General features: G+C 35.3%; 6 protein-coding genes. 3 read left to right on the top strand and 3 right to left on the bottom strand.

Annotated features, from left to right (window positions below):
* Nucleotides 1-185: 185 nt before the first annotated feature.
* Nucleotides 186-722 carry a cytochrome b gene (locus PX700_RS21445; RefSeq protein ID WP_446701225.1) on the bottom strand — a complete coding sequence of 179 codons (537 nt, stop codon included), beginning with the start codon at nt 720-722 and terminating at the stop codon, nt 186-188.
* On the bottom strand, nt 709-1,725 hold the full coding sequence (locus tag PX700_RS21440; protein ID WP_479521892.1) for a catalase family peroxidase: 1,017 nt from the start codon (nt 1,723-1,725) through the stop codon (nt 709-711). The genes PX700_RS21445 and PX700_RS21440 overlap by 14 nt, the downstream gene beginning before the upstream one ends.
* Nucleotides 1,726-2,327: 602 nt before the next feature.
* Here PX700_RS21440 and PX700_RS21435 point away from each other — a divergent pair.
* Nucleotides 2,328-2,858 (top strand): DUF2971 domain-containing protein, encoded by a 531-nt coding sequence (locus tag PX700_RS21435; RefSeq protein WP_479521891.1) that lies wholly within the window; start codon nt 2,328-2,330, stop codon nt 2,856-2,858.
* 49 nt (nt 2,859-2,907) lie between these two features.
* On the opposite strand, the gene PX700_RS21430 is transcribed toward PX700_RS21435, so the two are convergent.
* Complete coding sequence (locus PX700_RS21430) at nt 2,908-3,858, bottom strand: Abi family protein (RefSeq protein ID WP_446701228.1); 951 nt, start codon at nt 3,856-3,858, stop codon at nt 2,908-2,910.
* Nucleotides 3,859-4,589: 731 nt separating this feature from the next.
* Here PX700_RS21430 and PX700_RS21425 point away from each other — a divergent pair.
* Both PX700_RS21425 and PX700_RS21420 read left to right on the top strand, forming a co-directional pair.
* Nucleotides 4,590-4,742, top strand: a complete 153-nt coding sequence (locus tag PX700_RS21425; protein WP_446701229.1) for a hypothetical protein — start codon at nt 4,590-4,592, stop codon at nt 4,740-4,742.
* A gap of 247 nt (nt 4,743-4,989) precedes the next feature.
* Nucleotides 4,990-5,849: ArdC family protein (locus tag PX700_RS21420; RefSeq protein WP_479521890.1), on the top strand; the 860-nt coding region annotated here is incomplete at its 3' end.

Genomic DNA, 5,849 nt, shown 5'->3' with positions numbered 1-5,849 from the left:
CATTTGTGGTTCTCTAAGAAAGCCATTTTTAGTTAGATAAATTTGCCATAGTGACATTAGGGTATGCCTTAATGTCACATGACAATGAAGTTATGACTAGTTTTGGCTGTATTTGAATTAAAACGTGATCACGAGCTAAAAAAAATGTCGCTAAATTAACGACATTTTTCATCATATGAAGCTAATTACTTTGTTCTTGAAAGCATAGAGGACATTACACCATCCTGCTTTATCAACCCATGATAAAGAGCGGCACTAATATGCATAAATACCATAGCTAAAAATAACCATGCTACAAAACCATGTATTTCTCTAAATAAACCATATAAATTGATATTTGCTTCAATCATGCTTGGGAGATCTATCCAACCAAAAAAACTAACACTTCGTCCATCGGCATTTTGCATTAACCACCCAGAGATAGGCATCAAAAACATAGCACCATATAAACCTATATGGGTTGTATGAGCCATATAAACTTGCCATTTTGGTAACTCACTTGGTAATGATGGGCTATGTGATAAAACTTTATTGATTAATCTTACAATCACCAATACAAGAGCTAATACTCCAAATGATTTATGAAATGCAACTGCATCTATTTGCCATATAGCCAAACTTTGTACCATTGATAAACCTAAAAAAAGCATTGATATTAATATAAATGCCATCGCCCAATGGAGCACTTTAGAACCTTTAGAATAACCGTTATTTACTTGCATTATTATCCCCTTCGATTACTGAGATTATATGACTATTAAACAATGTTTCTTTTGCTCTTCGTCGGTAAGATTCAGCATAAGCAGAACTTCTTGCGCGTAAAATAGGGTCCTCAGTGGCTTCTATACCGTAGGGTAAAACTAAAGGATCAAAGTTTTCCTGAGCGCATTGCCCTGTTTTTTGAGCTTCCCAATTAGTAATGACTAATGTGCCAGCATTGATGTTTTTCCGTTCTGATGGCCAAGGTATTGTTGGATTATTTTCATCATCAGAATCATTCGCTAAAGTAAAAATCAAAGAAAAAGTCACAGGGCCTCTTTCTAACAATTCAATTAGTTGATCTTGTAATGCATTTGGTGATGCTATATCAAGTTGTGGCATATTGTTATCTAATTGCGGTACCGCAGTCCAACGAACAGCTTGTTTATTCCCTGTTTTATCAATAAGGTAGAAAGCATTAATACTATGATAACGTTCACCTGCAAAGCTATTTGCTGGCACATAACTTTCTTTCCAGTCATTAAATGCTTGGCTTTCTGGATGTGCAGCAAAAAAAGCTTTAATTTTTTCTGGATTCTGTTTTTTTGTTATCGGATCAGGTGATAATGATTGTAGTTGTTCAAAAAAAGCTTCCGGAGTAGCAACAGCCATCACTGGAGGCGTATTCATAGCGACCCTCCACTCTTGATTATTCTCACTAAATAATGAGAACGATAAGCTTCGAACTGGTGATTTTAAGTCTGGGGCTGTAGGGTTATTCCCTCCAATTGAAAATCGCCCTAAAAACGGAGTAGATTTTTCATTAAATACCTTTGCTATTGAATAACGATTAAGTGAACCATTGGATTCAAATGTTCCTTTGATACAAATACCCTTCGCATGTGCCCTGCGAAATCCAACGTTTGGAGTTTCCCCCTCTTGTAAGTTAACAAACTCTTGAGCAGTTACGGATGTTTTATTAAAAACTCCAACAAAAAATAAAATTATTACGATAAAAATCAGCATAGAGCTAACTAATAATAACTTACGAATAGCAGGAGCACTTATCCATTTAACTAAATATTCATGACCTATTTTCACTTATTAATCCTTTATATTATTCTTAATGACTAAAACAACTCGCACTCTTTACTCTTCAATAAATATTCCAATATAAAGAATATGAGCATTACTTTTTTAATATTCATCTACTATGTTGATATATTAAAAACAAAGTAATAATAACGCACTAATTAATACGTTTTACTTATGGTTTCGTAGACGTAATTTAATGATAAAAGTTTCAATAAAAATAAAATATTGTGATTAAATACACTGAGTTAGTTGATCTTACTCGCATAATTGTCACAAAAAGTCAACTATTATAGATCAGATCAGCGATAGACCACTCTGTATTATTAGTTAACAATCCATATTATAAACTTCATTGTCATGTGACATTGGGGTCTGCCTTAATGTCACATGACAATGAAGTTATGACTCATTCTAGCTGTATTTGAGTTAAAACTTGATCTCGGTCTAATAAAAAGATCGCCAAATATTAGCGACCTTTACAATACTGAATATAAATATTTCAGCCAAAATAAAAATCATAATAACGCTTATTTTTGGGGGTTGGTGGAGATGCTTTAATGTGTTCAGACTACCGAATATATTCATTAACTAACAATAATGACTCTATGCTTATGTGGTCTCATTATGCAGATCAACACCAAGGCATAATGGTCGAGTATTGGTTTGGGTGTGAATTACCCGATGGTGTAGGAATACAAAAAATTAGTTATGATCATTCAAAACTAAGAAAAGATAATCAATATAGGTTTAATCAATATATTCTTACCAAAAATAAAGACTGGGAATATGAGGATGAAGTTCGATTGTTTTCTCATAAAAAAGAGAAGGTTTTCTATGAAAACTATAGTTATCCAAATGTTAATTTGGACAAAATAAATGCTAGTGTGAAAAGTATTACATTAGGTTTAAAGTTCCCGAAAGATAAAATTCAATTAGTAAAGAATATAATTCAGAGTATAAATCGTAATCGCAGTGAACATATTCCATCAATTATGTTAAAGCAAGCTGAATTAGATCCAAATAATCAATTTGAGCTTATTTATAATTCTATTGTCATGGGTTGAAGATTACTGTCACATTGATATATTTTAAGGGGAGCGGACCCTTAGTTGATTATATTTCCCAATGAGGATCATCTTCCCAATTCTCAGGGAATCCCATTGTTTTTTTGAGCTTTTCTGCTGATGGATATGTATCGAATAACTTTTGAAGTTTAGCTTTTGTATCTTTTGGCGTTCCAATACTTTTTAGCATTCGATGTAACATCCAAAGGGAAACATAGATACGTCGGTCATGTTCAGGCTTGTAATCATTATCAAAAAGGCGTGATGACCTCGGCCAAGGTTTTATCTTTACATTGAATAATCGAGCATGATGCGCACATTTATTGCGTATTTGCTTGATGACTTCAAGCCAGCTACGTAAGTTAATAAATGACATAGCCCCAAATTCTTTTGACATGACGTTTAAATGGTTTTTTTCATCACTTGAACCAACGTTGAAATAGTTTATGTTCAACTTTAAGAATAAGGTATTCAGTGTGCCTAAAGTAAAGAGTTCTACTGCTACCCAAGATGGAGGTAATTCTGGGTAATCTCCGTTAGATAGGTTTTGGTAATTTTTTTTAAAGTGATCAACAAATTCTTCATCACTATCTTTAAATTTATCTTGTATATGTTTAGCGAACGAATCCATATCACCAAATTCAGCATAAACTGAATTGTCGATATACCAGAAAGGATCATTTTTACTACTTGCTATAACTTGGTCTAATCGACTTCTCAACTGTATTTCTAGCATTGAAGTATATGAAAAGCAAAGAGCTCTTAATTTATCATCAAAGTGATAAAGTTGCTCAACATCGTCGAATGTAGTTTCTGGGACAAACTTTCCATTACCACGTACTCTAAATGGGCGGGAGTATGCCTTAAAGCGATAATAGTTAATTCGGGATAATATTTGTTCAGCATGACTTCGGTTATCGATATTTAGTTCTTCAATAACCAATTTATCTATGAGGAGTTTTGGGGTTTTATAAGGTTTTTCGTAGGGTAGTAATGCCACGTTTACTAATCTCTATATATAGAAAAGCCCGCTGCTCACAATACATTTTCATGTAAAGCGCCACGGGCGTTTAGTGACTTAATTATGGTTTAAATCGGATTAATGTCAACATATTTCGTGAAAAATAAGTGATTAGATCCTGTTAATGGCTAGGTTTTAAGTAAAATACAATCAAGTATCGGCTTGGACGTTACACCATCACACCTTAATGCCACACATAACAGATTATTTGCAACAACCCAGTTATTATCAAAAATTTTGTTAGAAATGATATGTTATGGGACGGGGTAAACTAACCCCCTGCCAGTAAAACCTTCCATATATATGTAGTGATTACCGCTTGTATAGCTAATCACTACACATTAATTCCCCTTCCCAAAAAGCAATATTGCGATCTCTATTTTTTACATACCCACAATCAGCTCACGAGAGTCGGTTTAAGTCTCTTACCGCCTCATGTGGATATGTAAAAAAGTACATCGTTATCTTTGAGTATGATTTGTCTGTTGCGAAATGAGCGAGTGCATAAAGAGCAATTTAGATAATCGCTTATTAAGTTGAATGTTGATATGATACTGACGGGTGTTTGAGACGTATCTGTGTCAAACGCTTGGATTTATCCATTTTGTTGGGCTCAGATATAGAAAAACCCCGTTAATATTAATCAACGAGGTCTTACTAATGAACCTAGACAGCTCAATGGTAGCCTCTTTTAACCAAGGAGGCAAATTTTGCCGAAAAAAAATATGATGGTCGTCTTTGGCGGCTTTTTTATGTTGATGTTGCTTGCAGTTTTCGTATCTAAAGATATTTGCTATTTAGATGCGTCTCTGTTTTCAGTGTTGAAAGTATCGGCAGAATTTGCTTACGAAGTGAAGAAGTAACCGACTGTTAGGGACGTTCGCGTCCCTAACTTTCAGGTTGTTTAGATCTAAGTCTCTTACACCCCTAGCTTTTGCTAGTTACGCTTTTATAGCGGCCCACACCAACTGTAATTAAGAAATGTGTATGCATTTCTGCAACGACATCACTAGCGCTTAGAGCGCGTTCCACATTTGCCAATTCAATTGGCAGATGCCCGTTGAATTGGTTTACCCCATTTTTACCAATTTAACGAAAGGAAACGTCCTTATGAAGACGCACACCAAATCTAAACCTGATTTTTACCAACAAATCACCAATCAAATTATTGAAGCACTTGAGTCTGGAGTAAAACCTTGGGTTTGCCCTTGGAATAAAACAGAGCAATCAGGAATACCGTCTAATGCAAGTACGGGCGCATTGTATAACGGCATGAACATCATGTTGTTATGGATGAGCGCGACGATGCAGGGCTTTTCCTCTTCTTCTTGGATGACCTTCAAGCAAGCAAAGGAAAAGGGCGGGCAAGTTCGCAAAGGGGAAAAAGGCACTCATATCTTTTTTTACAATATGATTGAAAAAAAAGAAAAGGGCTCTGATGAAATAGAACGCTATGCCATGTTAAAAACGTACACCGTTTTTAATCTTGACCAAATCGATGGTTTGCTTGATTCAATGAGAAGTCACGTTGTGACGGCTTCTGAAACAAGCACGATTTGTTCGCTAGAGCATGTAGAGCACTTCCTTAATGCAACAGGGGCGAGTATCGTTTATAACGGTCAATGCGCTTTCTATCGACCATCTACGGATGAGATAGTCATTCCTGATATGAGCCGTTTTTCTTCAACAGAAGATCTTTATGCGACTACGCTTCATGAGCTAACGCATTGGACGGGACATAAAACTCGATTAGAGCGTAAAAACAATAATGTGTTTGGCTCTAAAGACTATGCGTTTGAAGAGTTAATCGCCGAATTGGGAAGTGTTTTTCTCATGGCTGATTTGGGAATTGTAGGTGAGGTTCAACACGAATCTTATATCGCTAATTGGTTGACGGCATTGAAAGATGACAAACGTTATATTTTCAAAGCAGCCAGTCAAGCAAGTAAAGCGCATCAATTTTTACGAGG

It is taken from the genome of Pseudoalteromonas sp. TP27, assembly GCF_056470645.1.
Note: the sequence above shows the minus strand (reverse complement) of the source record. Positions and strands in the feature narration are given on the sequence as shown.

Excerpts from the sequence above, each read along its gene's own strand:
- PX700_RS21445 (WP_446701225.1), bottom strand. The coding sequence starts at position 722 with ATGCAAGTAAATAACGGTTATTCTAAAGGTTCTAAAGTGCTCCATTGG.
- PX700_RS21440 (WP_479521892.1), bottom strand. The coding sequence starts at position 1,725 with ATGCTGATTTTTATCGTAATAATTTTATTTTTTGTTGGAGTTTTTAAT.